Genomic DNA, 19206 nt, shown 5'->3' on the forward strand with positions numbered 1-19206 from the left:
GATAGATTTTATGCCTTGCTTCGGGCAATCATCAATACACTGAGAATTCACAATCAGCTATGAAAAAACAAATTGGCGTTATAGGTGCCGGAATCGGGGGTCTGAGCACGGCTGCGCGGCTTGCGGCACAAGGGCACGGCGTAAAATTATGGGAACGCACCGGCAGCTGCGGGGGCAAGATGAATCAGATCGCCAAGAACGGCTACCGTTTCGACACCGGGCCGAGCCTGCTCACCATGCTCTTCGTCATCGAAAAGCTATTCCGCGACTGCGGTCGGGACGTTCGCGATTACCTGAGCTTTGAACCCATTGATCCGCTATGCCGCTACGCCTGGAATGACGGCACCGTATTCGATTGCTCCGCCGATCTGCAGAAAACGCTGAGCCAACTCACCGAAATCGCGCCGGAAGACATCGAAGAATATGTAAAATTTCTGGGCTACTCAGCGGACCTGTACCAAAAGACAGCGGACACCTTCATCATGAATCCGCTGCAAACCATTAAGGATCTGAAGAATCTCAAGAAATCGGATGTCTTCAAGATTGACGCCTTTCCGACCGTGAGCACAAGGGTTGACCGCTGCTTCAAATCACACTATCTCCGGCAGGTATTCAAGCGTTTTGCGACATACAACGGATCTTCACCCTATCTTGCGCCCGCGACCATTAACGTGATTGCCTTTGTGGAACTCTGTCTCGGCGCTTATTACGTAAAGGGCGGCCTCTACAAAATCGCCGAAGCGCTCGAAAAGCTCTGCCTTGAGCTCGGCGTGGAAATCAGCTACAATGCGGACATCGCCCGTATCATCACCCAAAACAAAAGCGTGACCGGCATTGCGCTTGCTGACGGCAGCACGGAACAGCTCGACGCCGTTTTTTCAAATTCTGACGCGACCTTTACCTACAACAACCTGATCGAAGATGGCACCCTCAAGCCGAAAGTCAAAAAACGGATTACCGGCATTGAGCCCTCCTGCTCAGGCTTTGTGCTGCTGCTCGGCGTAAAGAAAACCTACCCACAGCTCAGGCACCACAATATTTTCTTCAGCCGCGACTACGAGAAAGAATTTGCGGAGATCTTCCATCGCAAGGTGCTCCCGGAAGATCCAACCATATATGTCGCCAACACTTCTTTCAGTGACCCGGATCATGCACCGGAAGGCAGTTCAAACCTCTTCATCCTCATCAATGCGCCCTACCTGACCGAAAAAGTCAGGTGGGATGATGAACGGATTCAGGATTACGGAGACCTTATCATCAGCAAGCTCGAAAACTTCGGACTCGAAGGACTGAAAGACGCAATCGAAGTGCGGGAACACATCAGCCCGCAGGCTTTCTATGATTTGTACCGCTCCAACCGCGGCAGTATTTACGGCACCTCATCCAACCATCAGTTTTCTGCCTTTATGCGTCCGCGTAATAAATCGCCCTACGTTGACGGGCTGTATCTCGTTGGGGGCTCAACACATCCGGGGGGCGGCATTCCGCTCGCCATGCTTTCCGCAGACCATGCTGTGACCATATTTAACCGGAATCAGTAGCGCGGACGCTGATCTGTTTTACGGTCCAGGCTTCTGAAATCCGCCCCTGAAGGCTGCTGATACACACGCAGGCCGAATTCCGGCAGTACGGCGAGAAGGTGATCAAAAATATCGGCCTGTATGGCTTCGTACTCAGCCCAGACGGTTGTGTTGGTGAACACATAAACCTGAAGGGGCAGGCCGCGATCGGTAGGCTCAAGCTGCCGTACCAGCATAAGGAGTTCTTTTTTCGAGCGGGGATGACGCTTCAGGTATTCAATCACATACGCCCTGAAAGTACCGAGATTGGTAAGCCACCGCGCATTGGTGAGCACGGCAGGATGATCGCCCAAGTGCGTTTCATTATAGGCCATAATCTGCTCCATTTTTCCGTCTATATAGGCCTTGAGCAGATGACTTTTGCGCAGTTCCTGAATTTCCTTGTAGTTCAGGAAGCGAACGCTTGTAAGATCAATATGAAGCGCGCGCATGATTCTGCGGCCTCCGGCTTCACTCATTCCCCGCCAGTTCCGAAAGCTGTGATCGAGAAATTTGTGGGTCGGGATCACGGTAATCGTCTTGTCGAAATTTTGCACGCGCACCGTATTCAGCGATATATCAACCACATCCCCGTCGGCGCCAAAATTCGGCATTTCAATCCAGTCTCCGATACGGATCAGGTCATTGTTCGTGAGCTGCACACTTGCCACAAGAGAAAGCAGCGTATCCCTGAAGATGAGCAGAAGAATGGCCATGATCGCTCCGATACCACTCAAAAAATACCAGGGCGACTGATCCGACAGGCTCGCGATGATAAAAATAAGCGCAAAAATATAGACGATCAGCTTGCCGAGCTGAATGTAAGATTTGATCGGTCTGAGATCTGATTTCGGGAGCATGCGGTAAATCGCATGAACCGATGTAAGCAGGGCATCAATCACCCGCGCCGTAACCAGAATCATCAGCGCTGCCGTGAAGCGCATGACGAATCCTTCAAATGCTTCATTTAAACCGGGCACAAAGTCAACGCCGAGATATAAGAAAATCAGCGGTACCATCATAAGTGCGCGCTGCGGCAGCCGGGCCTTTATGATTTCTGCATACCACTCACTCGAAGTTTTTTCATCCAGTTTATGAAGCAGCCGGATGACCCAAACCCGAATAAAAATGTGAACCGTCGTTGACAGGCTCAGCAGGATGATAAATCCGGTAATGGTTTCCCCTTCCACAGCATAAAACCAGTCCCGTATGGCCAGCAATAGGTCTTCAAACATAAATTATGCGCTTAAGTATTTCACTTTTGGATTTCCTGGAACAGTCCAAGCATCTGTTGCGATACATCATCCCAGTTAAGTTTTTCAAGCACCCGCGCCCTTCCTTTTTCACCATATAGTTTACGCTTGCCCGGGTCTTTAATCAAATATTCAATAGCAGAAGCAAGTTCGGCGGGATTCTGCTCGGATACCAGTAATCCGGTTTCATCATGCGCGATGGCATCCGGCACCCCGCCGGAAGTACTCCCAATCACGGGAAGCCCGCAGGCATTCGCTTCGAGATATACAAGGCCAAATCCTTCAACATCTGGCGGTATGGTTTTCGGAACCATCACAAAAAGATCCGCAGCCTGATAAATATGGGGGAGTTGTTCGTGGGAAACGTTTTCAATAAACTGTACGATTGCTCCCAAACCCGCTTCTTTAGCTTTTTGCGCCAGATTTTCGCGCTGATCCCCTGTTCCAATCACAACATACCTGAGCAAAGGATGTTCGGGAAACAGCCGCTTTAGGGCTTCAATAACCGTATCAATCCCCTTTCGGGCGACGATACGCGCTGTTGTAACAAGTACGAAATCTTCGGCCTTTAGCCCCAGGCTGCGACGGGTTTCAGCACGCGTCTGAGCGTCGTCATCATCGCGGAAATGAAACGGATCTGTACCGTTGTGCACAATCTGCCTGTTTGCTGCAGCTATGCCCAGTGCTTCCAGCAACTGATCCGCAAAGTGACTTACGGGCAGCCAAAGATCAGGGAGCTGCATATATTCCTGACGATAAGCGCGGAATAGTTGTGGCAGCGGAAAAGGCAAACCAGGTTCACGAAGCAGCTCACGGGCATGGGCCGCACAAACAACAGAACCTTTAAAACCACTTTTTCGGGCTTTTTTAGCAGCTGCAAGACTTGTCCATTGCGCATGGAATAATATGTCGGGCTGCACTTCTTCCAATAATTTTGGTATTCGTGACTTCACTACCCATCCCAAAAATGCGGATTTACACTTGATCCGGACTACATTATACGGCTGCATTTCATCCCAGGCCTCACAGCCCGGCTGATAGGGTGCCACAACCGTAAGCCGTCCGAAATACTCCGCAAAGCGGACGCACAACTCTGCACTATACGTATTGATTCCACCAAATCCCGGCGGGAAATCCTGGGTAATATAAAGTAAGGTTTTAGCCCCCAGTTCTTTTGCTGGCTCTTCTGCATAAATTTGCACAACTTAATCCTTCATGGTTTTTGTAATTTTTTCCAAGTTAAGGAATTTTAAAGTTACTTTATGTAGCAATGGCAAATACATCTCCTTCAAATTTCCCTCTTGTCAGCTGTCTGATGGTTACGGCCAACCGCAGGAAGCTCGGGGCAAGAGCGGTACGGTGTTTTGAACAACAAACCTATGCTGCAAAGGAGCTTGTGATTATTGACGACGGGGATCAGGATTATTCCGCGCTGTTCAACAACCTGCCGCCTGCACAGGTTCGCTACATACGGGATGTCCCCAAAGGCCTGGTGCTGGGCAGTCTGCGCAACCTGGCGCTCGAAGCCGCAGCCGGTGAATATCTGATTCAGTGGGACGACGACGACTGGTATCACCCTGAACGCATTCAGGTGCAGGCACAAATTCTGGCGCGCGGTTACGACGCCTGCTGTCTCAGCACTTCACTCATGCACATCAATGAACCTGCTTTTCGAGACGCACCCTTCACGGGTTCACTGCCGGATGGCATTCCGGGTAGTATCATGCACCGGCGTAGTACTGATATTCGCTATCCCGAAACCCGCAAAGCTGAAGACACCCACTACCTTCAGTCCTGGATGAAACGCCGCTATTATAAACTGCCTGAAACCTACGCGCACCTGTTCATGCGCTGCTACCATGGCGATAACACCTGGGCACTCACGCACTTCCGCCGACGTCTGCGCAACAGCCTGCCCAACGCCCTTCGCTACTACTGGTACAGCCTGATCAGAAATGACCTTCGGAAACATCCCGCTTTCCGCCTTTCCGCGGCGAATCGCGAAGCCTTCAAATCCTATAAGGAGCTGTCCGAATCGCTCGGGCTGCTCTGATTATACCCTGTGTTTTTTTTCGATGGATGTGTACCGTGGCAGTCCGGCATACGGTGCTCATCTCCTGTGAATCAAACAGACCCAATTTCTGCAAGGCCCCAAGCCTTCGGTGAAACTTATCGGCGGATAAGTATCTGCTACCGGGATTTTTTTAAAAAGGGCATAAAAGCGGCGACGCAGCGCCTGCAAATGTCGTCCGAAAGGGATTTTAATTTCAGCTCTAAGGTACGAATCAGGGTTTAAACGGTTTAAAGCTGATTTGTGCCATTTGTTGAAAAACGGCTATTCTGGCTATATTTCGGCATATTTAATGCCTGCGAGCAATTTTATAACATCCTAATCTTTTACTGCGCATGACTGTTAAACAATCCATCGACGCTGCTCAGGTTCACGAAGTACTGAGCCGTCGCATTCTGGCTGATGGCCTCGATATGGTACTCGATCTTGAAACCAGCAAAGGCCCTTATTTGTACTGCTCAAAGCACGAGCGCAACTATCTCGACTTTTTCACTTTTTTTGCTTCCAACCCGATCGGGATGAATCACCCGATGATGGGCGATCCTGAATTTCTGAATAAGATTACGCGCGTAGCGGTCAACAACCCGTCCAACTCGGATGTGTACACCCGCGAAATGGCTGAGTTTGTGGACACCTTCGATCGCGTTGGTATTCCTTCTTATCTGCCCCATGCATTTTTCGTAGCCGGTGGCGCACTTGCGGTTGAAAATGCGCTGAAAGTAGCTTTCGACTGGAAAGTTCAGAAAAACCATCAAAAAGGCTACCGCCACGAAAAAGGCCATAAAGTACTGCACCTTGATCAGGCTTTTCACGGACGTACCGGCTACACCATGTCGCTCACCAATACCGAGCCCAACAAGGTTGCCCGCTTCCCGAAATTCGACTGGCCCCGTATGCACAATCCTAAAATGGTTTTCCCCATGAATGAGGAAAATACCATGAAGGTAGCGCATGCCGAAAAGCTTGCCCTGGCGCAGGCAGAACGCTGGTTCGAAATGTACAAAGATGACATCGCTTGTATCGTCCTTGAACCTATACAGGGGGAAGGCGGCGACAATCAGTTCCGCCCTGAGTTCCATCAGGCGCTGCGCGAGCTGGCTGACCGCCATGAAGCACTACTGATTTATGATGAAGTGCAAACAGGTGTTGGTCTCACCGGAAAATTCTGGTGCCATGAGCACTATGTGAAGCCCGACATTATTGCCTTCGGAAAGAAAGCGCAGGTTTGCGGTATTCTCGCAAGCGAACGTGTTGACGAAGTGGAAACCAATGTGTTCAAAGTGTCGTCCCGCATCAACTCAACCTGGGGCGGTAATTTGGTCGATATGGTTCGCTTCCAGCGCTACCTGGAAATCATCGAAGCCGAAAATCTGGTAGATAATGCGGCTAAGGTTGGCGAACACCTGCTTAACCGGCTGTACGCGTTCACCGCTGAGCATACCTACGTTTCCAATGCCCGCGGCAAAGGCCTGATGTGCGCCTTCGATTTCCCGGATCATCATTCAAGAAAGGCCTTCACCGATGAGTGCATGAAAAACGGCCTTCTTATTCTGCAATGCGGTACACACTCCGTACGCTTCAGACCACCGCTTACCATTAGCGCTGCGCAAATCGACGAAGGCATGGATATCATCGAGCGCTCTTACAAAGCTGCCGTCTCCCGTTGTCCTGTTGTTCACATGCGCAATGTGAAAGCATCCAACGGCAAGGCCTGATCAGTACGTAACAAAGCTGCGTTTCAATAAAAAAGCCGGTCTCGCGACCGGCTTTTTTTGTTTCTGATATTTGACGTCGCGCAGGACGTCAGCGCTCTCTTGATTTTAAAATCGGGAACAGGTCAGCATTCAGGGTCTCATTTTATGATGTGGCGGACCCTTACTTAAACCATTTGATGACTGTCAGGCTGAATGACGATTTCATTAAGTACAGCATTGCCGGGTTGTGAACAGGCATAATAGACAGCTTTGGCTACTTCATTCGCGGTCAGCATTTTGTCGCGCTGAACACGCATATCAATGAGATCACTATCCCAGAAGCCGGTATCAATACCACCGAGGTACATCAGGGTAAATTTCACATTGGAACGCCGGTGCTCGTCTACAAGTGCTTTGGTCATACCCGTTACTGCAAATTTACTTGCCGAATACACTGATGAGCCTTTCATTACAGCTTTGCCCAAAATGCCGGGAAACATCACAACCTTTCCGCTTTTAGCTGTCGCCATGTGCCTGAGGATGGATTGGGTCACTAAGAATGTGCCATAAACATTTACATCAAAAACTTCCTTGGCTTTGCGGGGATCAACGTCAAGCAACGGCTGAATAATCCCAAGTCCGAAGGCGTTTACGAGTATATCTACCTTTCCGAACTCCTTGATGATATCATCGGTCATTTTGAAAACGGATGATGAGTCTGTCACATCCACGTCAATTACGTATGCTTCTCCCCCGCCGTTGTTTATTTCGAGTGCGGCTTCTTCTGCTTTGGAACGGTTTCTGGCGGCAAGAACGATTTTAGCGCCTGCTTTCGCAAATAATTTAGCAACTGAAGTTCCTACGCCACCTGACCCGCCAACAATTAATACAACCTGATCTTTCATAGTAATCTTTTTGTTTGTGTTAGTTCAGCGCTCTAAACAGCCCGCCTGCACTAAATGTTCCGTGCGCGCCAAACTGATCTCTCCGATTCAGATAACCCGCATTATTCACAGTTAAACAGGATTTATTTGCTAAGTGTAAGTTTACAATTTGCTTAGCTAAAAACAGCGGTAGTCCAAATTTGAGTGTGGTGTAAAGACTGCGCACCGAGCGAAGCGATTCCCACGAAGTGAAATTTCCCCGCTGGCTGCGTTGAAGCTGAGAACTCATGCTCAGGGTACTTGGGTACCCTTCCGCTGAGTTTTCAGCTTCGCCTTGCCAGCAAGAAAATTTCTTAGTGAATAATGCGGGATAAATTCGAAAATCCCGCAAAATGAAACGGGCAGGCTGAACGACTGTAAAGGGCCTGTCTGTTCGGTTGACATGGATAACAAACAAGACTTAACGCCCGGAGATATTTCGCGCATCATCGAGATGGCCTGGGAAGACCGTACTCCTTTTGAAGCTATAGAATTTCAGTTCGGACTTAAAGAAAACGACGTACGCGCACTCATGCGCCGCCACATGAAAGCTTCGAGTTTCAGGATGTGGCGGAAGCGTGTTGGCGGGAGGGTAACCAAACACCTGAAAAAACGCTCCGATGGCATTAGCCGGTTCAAAGCTCCGGGGCAAAAGTAGGACGTACAAGAAACTGCTGACCACAAAAAAGCCGGAATCCGCATTGCTTGCAGGTTTCGGCTTTTTTGTAAGGCTTTGGTTTATGTTTTGATGGTCAGGAACTCGGGCACAAAAGCCTGATATGCTGCTCAGTCATGCCCCCAGGGTGCGGGTGGTGCATCAACAGCTTCTGTCAGGTCGAAATCGACCCGCCATGACCACTCACCACCCCGGTGTGTGCCATACACGTAGCGCACACCCGGTTCAATGATGATACGCCAGCCGCGGTACATGCCTGTTTCTTCGGTACGCTCAAAGGAAATGAACTCCATTTGGTTGGGATCGGCTTCGCCGTAGGTAGGCCCGCCATACATGGTGAAGTCATCATCGCTGCCATCCGGTTTCCGGTGATCGTGACGCAGGTCAATGCCGTCTTCCGTACGGGTAAATATCCAGGTACGTGAACGGTCCCATTCCCCGTCAAGCTGCTCAATATGAAAAGGCACGCGAATGACATCGTCTTCACATTCGCGAAAGTGTACGAGTAAAAGTTCGCGGCCATCCAGCATGGTATCGCCTTCCGGCTCAAGGGTAAGATTACCGGCATAGGCATTTCCGCACTCAGCACGAAGGTTATCCATAAACAGGTCGTAAGCGGACACGGGTTCATCAACCGGCACATCCTGCGGCTGCTCTCCGTTACTACAAGCCATTAAGCCCGTCAAGGCTGCCAGAAGAGATACAACTGTAAGCTGATTTGTAATTCTGAACATATTGATTTTTAGTTGGTTGGTAATTTTGATTACAAGGTTTCAGTATAGGATTTTTTATAGGGACATTCAGCTTTTTTTCACCCGGGTCACCATCTCAAAAAAAAAGCCTGTTCTGCGCTCCATGACGGGGCAAAACAGGCTTTTCTTTAAAACTACCTTACGATTGTGAGGTTAGGATTTATCAGATTTGTTCTTTTTTTCTGTGGACTCATTTTCCTGTGCGTCAGCGTCGTCCTTATCCTTCATTCCGGCTGTATCCGCTGCGGATTCGTCCTTTTCTTTATCGGCATCAGGGTCAGCGTCTTCAGCTTTGGACTGATCTTCAGGAGCGCTTGTCGCTTCATCTGCCTTGGATTTGAGGGCAGCGCCGTTGGTCTTTCCGTTTGTCTCAACCGCTGCAAACAAGTCTTTATACTTCAGCGGGTAGTTGCCGGAAGGTCTGTCACCAAGCATTTCAACCAGGTCTTTGGCCCCGAGTATCTCTTTCTTGAGCAAGGTTTCTGCCATGTGCGTAAGCATTTCACGGTGTTCGCGTAAGAGCGCAAGCGTGCGATTGTAGCACTCAGATACAATCCGCTTGATTTCATCGTCGATGAGCTGCGCTGTTGATTCGCTGTAGCGCTTGTTAAAGCCGAACATCCCGCCTTCATTTTGGGAATCATAGTAGGAGATATTCCCCAGCTTATCGCTCATCCCATAAACCGTAACCATGGATAGTGCCATTTTGGTTACACGCTCAAGGTCGTTTTGGGCACCTGTGGAGATTCTTCCGAACTCAATTTCTTCTGCTGCACGCCCGCCAAGCAAAGCACATATCCGGTCGCTAAGCTCTTCAGTTGTCATCAGGAAGCGGTCTTCTGTCGGGGTCTGCAGCGTATACCCCAATGCGGCAAGTCCGCGCGGTACAATGGAGACCTTCAATACAGGATCGGTGTGTTCCAGGTACCAGCCTACGATAGCGTGACCGGCTTCATGGTAGGCAACAATGCGACGCTCACTCGGGCTGATGATCTTATTTTTCTTTTCAAGACCGGCAACAACCCGTTCAATGGCATCCTGGAAATCCACCATTTCCACTTGCTCTTTGTTACGGCGGGCAGCAAGCAAGGCCGCTTCGTTACACATGTTCGCCAGCTCAGCACCGGCAAATCCGGGCGTTTGGGAGGCGATCATTTTAGCATCGATATCGTTGCCGGTTTTGATTTTCTTCAGGTGTACCTTAAGTACCGCTTCCCTGCCTTTGAGATCCGGCCGATCTATGAGAATCTGACGGTCAAAACGACCGGGTCGCAGCAAGGCTGAATCAAGAATATCGGCACGGTTTGTGGCAGCCATGATGATGACACCTTTTTCGGTGTTAAATCCATCCATCTCAGACAGGAGCTGATTGAGCGTATTTTCCCGCTCGTCGTTAGAGGCAGCCATTGCACTCTTCCCGCGGCTTCTACCGATGGCATCAATCTCATCAATAAAAATAATGCAGGGTGCTTTTTCCTTGGCCTGCTTGAACAGGTCACGTACGCGGGCAGCTCCTACCCCTACGAACATTTCAACAAAGTCGGATCCGCTAAGGCTGAAAAAAGGGACGTCGGCTTCGCCGGCCGTTGCCTTCGCCATGAGCGTTTTACCGGTACCGGGAGGTCCGACAAGCAAAACGCCTTTGGGGATATTACCGCCAAGGGTAGAAAATTTTTGAGGATTGCGAAGAAATTCAACGACTTCTTCGACTTCTTCCTTGGCTTCTTCAAGCCCGGCTACGTCTTTAAAAGTTACCTTATTCTCGCCCTGTTTGTCGTAAAGTGCGGCTTTATTCTTCCCGATATTGAGCACCTGCTGCCCGGGGTTCATCCGCTTAAAGATGAATATCCAGAATAAAATAATCAGCGCAATAGGAATGAGCCAGATGAACAGGCTGCCAAACCAGTTTTCATCAATCCGGGCATCATACACCACTTCGTGCTCATCCAGAAGTGCGCGAATATCACGAATATCATCACCCTGAATGATGGTCGAGGTGAATCTGTTACCGGGTTCCTGCGCGGAAGCCCAGCGCTGTCCGTCTTCATCGGGAAGCTGCCCGACATGCCCCGCATCGACAGCTGATTGACGGTAAATACCTTCGACCCGAACCCCGTTTACGATAGTAACCTTTTCAACCCATCCCTGCTGAACCTGATTAAGAAACTCGCTGTAATCGACGCGTGAAGAAGAGTCTTGAGAAAATGCAAAAATCTGAATGAGTATCAGACCAACCAATATGGCTACATAAATCCATATTGGAAACCGCGGGCTTTTGGGCTTCTTTTCTTCGGATGGTTTCGGTGTATTTTTGTTGTTATCTGCCATTCTTGGAGTTGATAATAAATGATCGCTTATTAAGCGGATAAATTACCCGGCGGGATTTTGACTTTGCGGCCCATACGTGGGCTTAATGAATAAAATTGGTCAAGCTTTGAAATATAAGGAATCCCCCGTCAAAATGCTTTAGGAGGCGCCCTGCAACGAAAGGTGTATAAGCTTAGTACCCGCAGGGAATACAGCTACAGATTGGTTCAAACAGCTTCCATGGAGATTGCATTCCTAAGAAGCACCATAAGGGCTTAGGTAAGCGTCATCTCGTGCCCTTCGGCTGTTTGCATTTTAATACCATGCGCTTGCGGCTCAACCTTACCTATCACAACAAAATCCTTAAACTGTTCCGCAAAAGCCTTGACGTCTTTCTCCGGAAGGGTGAACAAAAGCTCAAAATCTTCCCCACCGTAGAGCACAAATGTATCGATGTCTTTTTCAAGATCATCCGCGGTCTGCCTTGTTTCGGGATGTACGGGGAGCGCCGCTTCGTATATTCTGCATCCGCTTTTTGAGCTTTCCATCATTTCAACCAAAGTGCTCACCAGACTCTTGGATACATCGGACATAGATGTTGGTACGATACCGGCAATTTTCATTGCATCAATGCAGTCAGCACGTGCTTCAGGAACGAGCTGTTTTCTGACGACATATTCAAAGGGCGTGAGATCCGGTTCAAAGACAAGCTGCCCGGACGTCTCAAAGTGACGCTTCTCCCGCAGCAACACCATCAGTCCGCAGCTCGCAGCACCCAAATCACCGGTAACACAGATTGCATCTCCGGCTTTGGCGCCTGACCTGTAAACCGGTGTATCAGCCGTACCAACTACAGTTACCGCTACAGTGCTTGCTTTATGCGCAGCACCCAAATCACCGCCTGCCAGCTGTACGCCGTAAAGGTCACAGCCATGCTTTACCCCCGAATAAAACAATTCAACCATCTCAACCGACACTTTATTGGTGAGGGAAAGGTTGAGGAACAGGAACTTCGGCTTCCCGTTCATGGCAATAATGTCTGAAACAGCCATCGAAACGACTTTGAGTCCCAGGTGCTGCCAGGGGGTGTAGGTGAGATCGAAATCGACGCCTTCACTGTAAATTTCGGTTGAAATCAGAGGATGACTACCTGAAAGCTGACCCAGCACAGCTGCATCATCCCCAATGCCATACACCATGCCTTCCCCGTGCCGGTCGAACTTTTCCGCAATTTTCTGAATCAGTCCTTTGCGACCTATTTTTTCGATGGGGGTAAACGTTTGCTCAGTCTTACTCATAAAATATATTAATGTACTTTTTCGGATGGCCTAAGCCTATAATGCAAAAGGCTGCTCAGGTTGTGAGCAGCCTTTTGCGTAAAGCTGTATTCGTTCAGGGATATCAGCCTACATTTCAACAGCGCCTTCGGCACGTCTTGTAGAGTAATTGATACGCAGGGCATCGGCGAATCTGAGCTGCTGCTTGATGTCGCTCACAATCCCCATTTCAGATTCGTAGTCAACCCTAAGAGACACAATCAGACGCGGCTCGTCGGTTCTGCGCTGACGCATAACGTTCTGAATCGCTGTGAGATCATCGGGATCAACCAGTGCGTCATCAACCTGAATACGGGTTGGGCCATACTGTCCGCCGGGCAAAATAATGGGACCGACGTAGATATAACTAACCAGACGTTTTTCTTCAATGCGTTCGATATTTTCAGCTCGCGTCAGATCCTGACGTACGAGAAGTTCAACTTCCCGTAATACCGTAACAACCATGAAGAAAATCAGGAGGATAAAGATAATATCCGGCATGGATGTAGTTGGAATCTCCTGACTTGTACTTGCCTGCTTCTTTTTAAAATGTGACATAATGCAAATTTAGTTTGGAGATTAACTACCCGGATCGGGCTCTGCAAGGGAGATGTTCATGGGAAATTCGCGGCGAATTTCATTAGGTTCACCCTCCATTGTTCTGAACTGAGCATAGTCGCGAAATCCACGGGCCCGGGCTTCCTGGTCCCATATCACGCGATATGCTCCGCGTACTTCATCGAGCATTTCAATGTATCGTTCGTACTCGGTTTGCCGGTCCGTTTTGATTGAAACAACCGCCTGCTGCGGAGATTCAGACAGATTCGGATCGACACCGCGGTTGGTTACGAACTGAATAACACGCTCCTGCACATTCATGAGACTGGCGCGCTCCTCGTTAATGAGGATACCGCCCTGTGCATTCATGAGAATTTTGAGCATGTTACGTTCGCGCACTTCCGGTGGTGGCTGTTCCGGATCCGGCGGAGGCGGCAGCACCAATCCAATACCGGTATCAACATCGATAGTTGTTACTACGAGGAAGAACACCAGCAAAAGAAAGGCAATATCAGCAAGGGATGAAGAAGGAATGTCTGCTCCTTCTCTGCCTCTTTTCTTTTTAAACATAAGTGGGGTCCTTCGGGGTTAGAAGTTTGAAATCAAACTGCGGGAACCTGATACCAGAATGCCAAGAAACATCAGGCCAATCATGATAAGCAGGGTATAAATTGCAGCAATACCTACAAAACCGGTCGCGAGGTACGCGACAGCAAAAATAACGGCCGGGATAAAGAAAAAGAGGATTGCTGCAAGTTTGTGTTTTCCTGAGAAGATGTTTTTAAGGCCGAATACGGTAATTCCAAGGATGGATATACCGAGAAGGCCTATTGTGAAAATGAGTGCAAATTGAGAAAATGCTTCCATAAGTCAGTTGTTGAATAAAGTGGAAAGAAGCTTATGCCTGTTGTGCAATAAGAATGGGTAAGGAAGAAGCCGGGCTTTTCTTGCCCGGCTTCTGTACGCTTAATAATCAGTCTTATGCTTCGGAAGATTCACCACCGCTAAGGGGCTTGCCTTTTTCCATAGCTGAAATGGAGTCAATCAGTACGATTGAGCTTTCTTCCATTTCCACAACGAGCTTATCAATTTTGGATACACAGTAGTTGTAGCCAACCTGAAGGATGATCGCACCAATCAGACCTGCAAGCGTGGTAAGAAGCGCGGTTTTAATACCACCGGCAACAATACTCGGCGAAATATCACCTGCGCTTTCAATAGCGTCAAATGCTTCAACCATACCAATTACCGTTCCGGTAAATCCGATCATCGGTGCAAGCGCAATAAAGAGCGATAGCCACACAAGTCCTCTTTCAAGGAAGCTCATTTCGATAGAGCCGTAAGAGATAATGGCTTTTTCCGCAGCTTCAAAACCTTCGTCTGCACGAAGAAGACCGGCATTAAATACGGAGGCAACGGGACCTCTTGTGCTTGCACAAAGCTCCTGCGCCGCTGGGATTCCACCGTTATCGAGGGCTTCTTTTACATCAAGAATAAACTGTCTGGTATTGATGTCAGCACGATTTAAGGTAACAAGTCTTTCAAGGAAAATGGCCAATCCCAAGATTACACAAATAAGTACGGGCCACATAAAAAGGCCGCCCTCATTAAAGTATCTGACTAATTGGCTGAATGCGCCCTCTGATTGCAGGTCAGCTGAAACCTGCATGAGGATAACACTAAAGGAGAAGGTCATATTACAAAACTCCGGTTTATTCTAAGTTGATTATTAAGCGTTGAGTTGGCGAAATTATAGATTATTTATGCCTAAATGTCAAAGTGACATTTTAAAATAATGCACATCTTGAGATTTAGCACCATAAAAATAGCGCATTACCGCTTGTATATCAACCGCTAAGCCGCCTAAATAAAACTATCACAGTAATTTAATTCTGCCTGCCGCGGGAAAAATAAATTTCGGAACGATTATTTACCGATTTATCGCACCGCCTGACCTTAAAATACAGCGCTTACGTTTACGCGAAGGGTTTGTATGGCGGGGCGCTCCTGAACCGTACGTCCGTTATAGCTTAGCCCGGCCCGGAGATAGCGGTTTATGCGATAGGTGCCCTGAACATTCCACTGCCAGGTTGCGCCTGCCCCCGCGCCGTCTGTGAGTTCAAAACTGCCCCGAGTGCTTGTTTCCCCCCGCAGTACGTTCGATCGCCACTCTATGCGTGCACTCGTTTGCAGTGCCGAGCCCGCAAACCAGCGCCAGTCGGTGTAGGCGCGGTGCTGCAACAGCCGTACCGTCTGCGCGGGCAGCACATCTCTCCGGCGCGCAATACCCGCTCCCGCTGTTGCCTGAAGCGAGCGGCTGAAATTATATCTGAGAAAGGGCGCAATACCGAACCCACGGATGAGGTAATCGCGGGTGCTCAGGCGCTCACTCAACAAATCGCTTGATTCAAGCTTGAAAGTTGTGCCCAGCTGTACAAAGCGCGAAACCCGGTAACTTGTATCCGTCGTGAAATTTCGGGCGGCAGCGGTCTCCAGCCCGCCGGAACGTCTGTTTTTACTGTCAGACTGTGTGTAGCGCAGGCGCAGGTCAATGGCTCTGTTTTTCCGGAACAACTGCAATTCCTGCTGCCAGAGTATGCGCCCTTCCACGGTGTTAGCGTCATCCATAAACTCACTGAGATTCAGTAAGAGAATCGGGGCTATACCGCTTCCTTCGTTCTGCTCCCTGATTTCAAGCAAGCTGTTCAGCGCTACTTCTTCCAGCCAGGTACCGGGAAATAGTTCTCCGGGCTCCAGGCGGGTTCTCAGCCGTGTGTTCACGCTAACAACCGGTATCAGCTCATCGCCGGGGATGAACAGTCGCAGAAAAGTTCCTTCATCCGGGTTCACGGCGGGAAAAAACTCGTCAATTTGCCTGACTCCGTCTTCATTGAGGTCGATCCAAACATAGTTACCGAGCTCCGGACCTACTTCTATGTACGTTTCCTGCAAAAGCGGCCGCGTTTCCGTGCCGCCTTCGTACTGCCACTGTATTTGCAGCCAGGGATCGGCGGCACTGTAGTCCGCCGCAGCGTTGAAGAGTACCGAATTGGTGGTAAAACCCGCGGTTTCCAGGGCTGTATTTTCTGCCTGACGCCTTTGCCGATATAAGAAGCCCGCACGAAGATCAAGCTGATCGCTGTGCTCGTAAAGGCTGCGCAGCTGCCCGGTGAAGGTGTGCGCTTCCGGCCTGAAGCGACCATCCCGGGCGTCTTCGTCGGTACGATAGCCCGCACTCACGTCCACGCTGAGCCCCCGTGCCCAAACGGCCTGCATGCCCGGAGTCACTTCAGCAAACCGAAACGATCCGGCCTGCAGGGAGTCCGTTCCTGACAGCTCCTGCGTGCGAATTTCGGCTTCGCTATCAATTCGTGGGGTGAGGGTAAGCGCGCCAATGCCCGTAGTGTAGGTCAAGCGGCTGTTCTGACGCAGCCAGTTGCTCTCTGTGCCGCTTAGCGTGTAGGAAGCGCGTACGGCGTCGGCGCGCTGCGTCCAGTTCAGGGCACCCGGTTCGGCAAGGGAAACACGCAGAAAAGCGCGGCTGCTGTTCAGGTCGGTTCGACGCAGGTTCCCCCCGCCAAGCGAGGCTGTAGAGAAGTCTGTGAAATCGACCGAAATATCCGTTTCAGCCAGCTGCTGACCCGTTTCTGCCGCAGCCGGAATATTCCATACCCGGTCAAATTCGGCTTCCCGGGTGCGGTCGAAAAACGCAAATGCAGCGGGGGTGTCTTCATAGCGAATATTGGCCCTGACCCTGCCCAGCTTTGTTGCGGTCGGGCGCAGCCTTATACCGGCTTCCCAGGCCGCCGCCTGTACCCTGCTGTCGGCGAGAGCGAAGCGATTCACATCCAGCTCACTGAAGGCCGTCTCTCCGAAAATTTCGACCGACTCTGTGAGGCTGAAACGACTTCTGAGCGCCATCATCCGTTGTTGCTGCGGCGCAGGGATTCGCCGGAAGGGTTCATAAGCACCCTGTCCGGGCCCCACCCATTCGTACACAATGCCGTTCAGCTCGGTCCCTGTGCGACGGTAGGATCCGAGCCCGTCTCCCACCCGGCTGAACCGCACGCGCCACACGCCTGCCGGGTCGCCCGGTGCCGCCCTGAAAATGGTGAAGGTTGTTCCTGCCTGAACGGTATCGACCCGGGCATAAGGGATAAAATCAGGATTTGGCCTGAACCCGACCGAGTCTGCCCCGGAAATGATTGCGTTTTCTACGTCGCGGCCGGCTTCCCGCAAAATGCTGATTTCTTCATCCGTAAGGCCAAATTCTGCATTGAGTTCACGGCTGTCGGATTCCTGAATGAAGGTGAGTCCGATCGACATCCGGCCACCGAGCAAGTCATTTTGAACGGATTCGCCCGTGAGAAGGGTCCGGTTATACTCCTGCGTCACATACTGAAAATCGACCACAATCCGATGGTTGGCGGCGATCATGCGGCGTCGGGTGAATTGAATTTCACCAAGGCCGTAATCGAAGATATAATCATTTTCTTCCCCCCGGACCAGCTGTTCGCCGTTTAGGAAAACCCGCTCTGTTCCGGCAAGCACAATAATAAACTGTTCGCCCTGCGAGCCGGTGAGGCGGTACGGCCCCTGTACCCCTTCCCGGCCGGGAAATTGCATGGTCCGAAAACGCCCGCGCACCACAGACGCACTCGCCTGCCACTCGCCCCAGCTCCCGGCGGATACGCGCGTTTCAATCCCCTGCAACCGCCGCTCGATTTGTGCAAAAGTGCTGTTGCGCAGGCTTACGTCCACATCACCCAGCTGAACGGTAGCCCGCTCATGCTCGAGACGGATGAGGACCTGATCGAACTCGCGCAGGTTCTGCGTCGTGCCGTCAGGCTGAATGGGTGTGCTTTGGTCCGTTAGAATGGCCGTCAGCGCCACATCGTCTGTGATTTGGCCGCTTAATTCAAAACGCAAACCACTTTCAAGGGAGGCGTCCTGATTGGTGCCTATCGTAATGCCCCGCGTAATGCTACCACTTCGGGTGAGGCGGGAAGGACCAAACAAGTCAGCCCCCTGTTCCCGCCTGCCGGAAACGAGTATGGTCTCCTGCGATGGATCCGGCTGCAGTTGGTCGTGTTCAGCAAGGTCAGCACGAAAGGGCTGCAGCTGTCGGCGGTAGTAACTCAGCCGCAGTGCAACCGGCAATCTTTGATAGCTGATTATAATTTTTGCCGGAAATTCAGATCTATCTCCATCAAAAGATACTACCGTAAGCTCACCCGTTTCAGGGGTAAACTGCCAGTTCAATCCTGGGATCGTGGTGTTGTCCGTGCTTTTAAGCTGTACAGAACCGGCAATTACCCAGCTGTCCAGAAAAAAGCTAAGCGGTAAATTTTCGGGTGAAATTTCTTTTTCTAAGGAAATGACAGGTCGGATTGCGGAAGAAGCCGGCTCGTCGCCGTGTGCGAGCGCCTGATTCCACGAGAGTCCGCACAGGATCAACAGTGTACCCCCAAACACCCGCCTTAGCCCGGACATGAGACCGTAGCCTTGTACCGCTGTGAAGATGAATATGTATTGTTGTAATCGCAAAAGCTAAAAAACGGAGCAAGAGGCAGATGGATACCGGACTTTCCAAAATACGTGAACTGTGCAAACAGATTGAAACGAAAGTACCGCCCTGAATCAAACACTTTTTCGGCCTGATTGTTTCTGTAGTTTGCCAGGTACCCTGTGGCTAATCTCTCCTGCAAGCGTTCGCTCCAAACCAGGCATGAGGCTCTTAATCTATTTTGGAAGGTCTTTTCCCTGATGCTCATTTAGCTCATGAATGAAGAACGCAGAAGTCATCACAAGCGAAAAATCGTGACCTGTCATGTTCTCCCTGAATGGTATTCCTTCCCTGATGTGGAAAGTCGTTAAAGTCAGCGGCGGATAGCATGCACAACGGCTTGTTTAGGCTGATTTCACGGTCACCGTTCATACCTTCGGAGGTTCAAACTGAGTCACACACAGCAAGATTAGCCCCATTCAACATATCTGAACCTTCCCGGGCTCAGCCTGAGCTCGTTCAGTAGTTTCAGGCACACAGACAAAAAAAGCAAGGGATTCAAATTATGATTTGGGAGCGCTGATCTGCCAC

At 50.3% G+C, this 19206-nt stretch carries 15 protein-coding genes; 4 read left to right on the top strand and 11 right to left on the bottom strand.

The genetic code is table 11. The features are described 5' to 3' along the window. The first annotated feature begins 59 nt into the window (after positions 1 to 59). Complete coding sequence (locus CYPRO_RS13115; RefSeq protein ID WP_114985044.1) at positions 60 to 1541, top strand: phytoene desaturase family protein; 1482 nt, start codon at positions 60 to 62, stop codon at positions 1539 to 1541. Here the strand turns inward: CYPRO_RS13115 and CYPRO_RS13120 are convergent. Beyond that, a complete protein-coding gene (locus CYPRO_RS13120; protein WP_114985045.1) occupies positions 1535 to 2794 on the bottom strand; it encodes a mechanosensitive ion channel family protein in 1260 nt (419 codons plus the stop codon). The genes CYPRO_RS13115 and CYPRO_RS13120 overlap by 7 nt on opposite strands. A gap of 20 nt (positions 2795 to 2814) precedes the next feature. Beyond that, positions 2815 to 4014, bottom strand: a complete 1200-nt coding sequence (locus CYPRO_RS13125; protein ID WP_114985046.1) for a glycosyltransferase family 4 protein — start codon at positions 4012 to 4014, stop codon at positions 2815 to 2817. Between the two features lie 68 nt (positions 4015 to 4082). Between CYPRO_RS13125 and CYPRO_RS13130 the strand changes: the two genes are divergently transcribed. Both CYPRO_RS13130 and lat read left to right on the top strand, forming a co-directional pair. Next, positions 4083 to 4865: a glycosyltransferase family 2 protein gene (locus tag CYPRO_RS13130; protein ID WP_114985047.1), complete on the top strand. Its 783-nt coding sequence runs from the start codon at positions 4083 to 4085 to the stop codon at positions 4863 to 4865. A 353-nt stretch (positions 4866 to 5218) separates the two neighbouring features. After that, on the top strand, positions 5219 to 6598 hold the full coding sequence (gene lat, locus CYPRO_RS13135) for an L-lysine 6-transaminase (RefSeq protein WP_114985048.1): 1380 nt from the start codon (positions 5219 to 5221) through the stop codon (positions 6596 to 6598). Between the two features lie 164 nt (positions 6599 to 6762). Here the strand turns inward: lat and CYPRO_RS13140 are convergent, their stop codons facing one another. Further along, positions 6763 to 7482, bottom strand: coding sequence for an SDR family oxidoreductase (locus tag CYPRO_RS13140; RefSeq protein ID WP_114985049.1), 720 nt, complete (start codon positions 7480 to 7482; stop codon positions 6763 to 6765). Positions 7483 to 7903: 421 nt separating this feature from the next. Between CYPRO_RS13140 and CYPRO_RS13145 the strand changes: the two genes are divergently transcribed. Then, positions 7904 to 8158 carry a TIGR03643 family protein gene (locus tag CYPRO_RS13145; RefSeq protein WP_114985050.1) on the top strand — a complete coding sequence of 85 codons (255 nt, stop codon included), beginning with the start codon at positions 7904 to 7906 and terminating at the stop codon, positions 8156 to 8158. 128 nt (positions 8159 to 8286) lie between these two features. Here CYPRO_RS13145 and CYPRO_RS13150 read toward each other — a convergent pair whose 3' ends face one another. The 8 genes from CYPRO_RS13150 to CYPRO_RS13185 all read right to left on the bottom strand — a co-directional run bounded on the left by CYPRO_RS13150 (position 8287) and on the right by CYPRO_RS13185 (position 18656). After that, on the bottom strand, positions 8287 to 8910 hold the full coding sequence (locus tag CYPRO_RS13150; RefSeq protein WP_114985051.1) for a hypothetical protein: 624 nt from the start codon (positions 8908 to 8910) through the stop codon (positions 8287 to 8289). Positions 8911 to 9081: 171 nt separating this feature from the next. Next, the gene (gene ftsH / locus CYPRO_RS13155) at positions 9082 to 11256 is read right to left on the bottom strand and encodes an ATP-dependent zinc metalloprotease FtsH (RefSeq protein WP_114985052.1); all 2175 of its coding nucleotides are present in this window, start codon (positions 11254 to 11256) and stop codon (positions 9082 to 9084) included. 254 nt (positions 11257 to 11510) lie between these two features. Beyond that, the gene (gene thiL, locus CYPRO_RS13160) at positions 11511 to 12533 is read right to left on the bottom strand and encodes a thiamine-phosphate kinase (protein WP_114985053.1); all 1023 of its coding nucleotides are present in this window, start codon (positions 12531 to 12533) and stop codon (positions 11511 to 11513) included. A 108-nt stretch (positions 12534 to 12641) separates the two neighbouring features. Next, positions 12642 to 13109 (bottom strand): ExbD/TolR family protein, encoded by a 468-nt coding sequence (locus CYPRO_RS13165; RefSeq protein WP_114985054.1) that lies wholly within the window; start codon positions 13107 to 13109, stop codon positions 12642 to 12644. A gap of 21 nt (positions 13110 to 13130) precedes the next feature. Further along, the gene (locus tag CYPRO_RS13170; protein ID WP_114985055.1) at positions 13131 to 13679 is read right to left on the bottom strand and encodes a biopolymer transporter ExbD; all 549 of its coding nucleotides are present in this window, start codon (positions 13677 to 13679) and stop codon (positions 13131 to 13133) included. Between the two features lie 18 nt (positions 13680 to 13697). Next, positions 13698 to 13976, bottom strand: a complete 279-nt coding sequence (locus CYPRO_RS13175) for a hypothetical protein (protein ID WP_114985056.1) — start codon at positions 13974 to 13976, stop codon at positions 13698 to 13700. A gap of 112 nt (positions 13977 to 14088) precedes the next feature. Further along, positions 14089 to 14805 carry a MotA/TolQ/ExbB proton channel family protein gene (locus CYPRO_RS13180; protein WP_114985057.1) on the bottom strand — a complete coding sequence of 239 codons (717 nt, stop codon included), beginning with the start codon at positions 14803 to 14805 and terminating at the stop codon, positions 14089 to 14091. A 260-nt stretch (positions 14806 to 15065) separates the two neighbouring features. Next, positions 15066 to 18656, bottom strand: coding sequence for a hypothetical protein (locus tag CYPRO_RS13185; RefSeq protein WP_124245623.1), 3591 nt, complete (start codon positions 18654 to 18656; stop codon positions 15066 to 15068). Between the last annotated feature and the right edge of the window lie 550 nt (positions 18657 to 19206).

The organism is Cyclonatronum proteinivorum (genome assembly GCF_003353065.1).
GTDB classification, from domain to species: Bacteria; Bacteroidota; Rhodothermia; order Balneolales; family Cyclonatronaceae; genus Cyclonatronum; species Cyclonatronum proteinivorum.